General features: G+C 39.2%; 1 protein-coding gene and 1 pseudogene. Both read right to left on the reverse strand.

Translation table 11 applies throughout. From position 1 onward, the window contains the following. Positions 1–70: 70 nt before the first annotated feature. A complete protein-coding gene (ispG, locus tag IHO13_RS05270; protein ID WP_225538599.1) occupies positions 71–1,345 on the reverse strand; it encodes a flavodoxin-dependent (E)-4-hydroxy-3-methylbut-2-enyl-diphosphate synthase in 1,275 nt (424 codons plus the stop codon). 16 nt (positions 1,346–1,361) lie between these two features. Further along, positions 1,362–1,705, reverse strand: a pseudogene (locus IHO13_RS05275) (TRP75-related protein); the annotation flags it as partial.

The raw sequence follows: 1,705 nt of genomic DNA on the forward strand, positions 1-1,705 counted from the left end.
AAAAAGCCATCCCAATGTCAGCTACCGGAATGACAAAAAAAGGAGGCGCCGTCATGACGCCCTTGGATGATTACGTAAAATGCTCCTTCACATAGTTATCAATAATTGTCTTAAATTCTCTAAAGATGTTACTGCCTTGTAAAGTTTTAAAGTATTTGCCGTCTTTATAAACTGCTGAAACGGGCTTTTCTCCATATCCAGGTAAGCTGATCCCTAAATTTGCGTGTTTACTTTCTCCAGGGCCATTTACGATGCACCCCATAACAGCAATACTCATACGCTTCACACCTGGATTTTGTTTCTTCCAGGCCGGCATGCGAATTTTTATGTAATCATTTACTTCTTCAGTTAGTACCCGAAAACGATCACTATTTGTGCGCCCACATCCAGGACATGAGCTGACTTGAGGATTAAAGTAGCGCAAACCTATAGACTGCAATATTTCTTGACACGCTATTACCTCACTGATTCTCGATTCGCCAGGGCGTTGAGTCAAAGAAGCACGTATCGTATCTCCAATACCATTTTGTAATAAGTAAGTAAGCCCTGCCGTGGTATTTATCACGCCTTTGTTGCCCATACCAGCTTCAGTTAAGCCCAAGTGCAAAGCATAATTGGAGGATTTTGCAAGCGCTGTGTAAACTGAGATTAAATCTTGCACTCTACTAACCTTACACGAAATGATTATTTTATCTGCGCTGAGACCAATTTCTTCAGCCTTCTGTGCACTGCTCAGAGCTGACATTACAAGTGCCTTGCGCAATACAACATCAGAAGGTTTTGGATTACTAGATAAGGAGTTCTCATCCATTAGTTTTTGTAAAAGGTACTTATCAAGGCTACCCCAATTTACTCCAATTCTAATCGGAATGTCGTGCTTTATTGCATACTCTATAACCCTTTCAAATTTTTCATCACGTTTGTCGCCAAAGCCTATATTGCCTGGATTTATCCTAATTTTACCCAGCATCTTAATGTTGTGTGGATAATCCTGAATCAGCCTGTCAAGCTCATATTGCCCACAGCCCACCAACATCTTACTGTCAAAACCTCCTTTATTTACCTCTTCTACTATATAAGGTATTGCTTTTGCTACTTCCTCTGAACTCAAAGCAATTCTCACCAACTCTGAACTCGCATGCGCTAGTTCTATTATTTCTTTTGCATATTGTTTAGCACTGCTTTTTATGTTGCCAGGATTTATTTGTACACCAAGTGCCATGGATTGAACAACTATAGGATTATTTCCACCTATTTTTACTTGCCCAACTTTTACAGTATGAGTCTTATGTCGAGAGGTAGGTTCATCATTCAAGTTATAATCTACCAAGTCCTTATTCGACATATCATTAATAACTAACCTATTTTGCTGTATCAGCTACACTTCCAAATGAATCCGAACCGTTTAAGCTGTGCTGCGTCATGTTATTTAGATCGGTAATGGAATCACGTGAGCACATTTTTTTTGATGGAGTGTCTTTTATAGTAACATCTGTAGGGGAGATTTTTTTCTCTCGTGTTGTAGTAGCCTTTTTTCCTTCCTGTCGTTTGCTTTCAAGTTGCTCACCTTCATATTGAGCTTGATCTATAAATACAGCTCCTTTCAGGCAGGTGATGTTGATGCCATGCCGATTTATCATAGCATCCTCTTCATCTTTGACTATACAAGCTTCTATATCACTTGATTTATTATTAAGGAGAGCAA

Origin of the sequence: Wolbachia endosymbiont of Mansonella perstans, assembly GCF_020278605.1 — a bacterium.
In the GTDB taxonomy this organism is placed as follows: domain Bacteria; phylum Pseudomonadota; class Alphaproteobacteria; order Rickettsiales; family Anaplasmataceae; genus Wolbachia.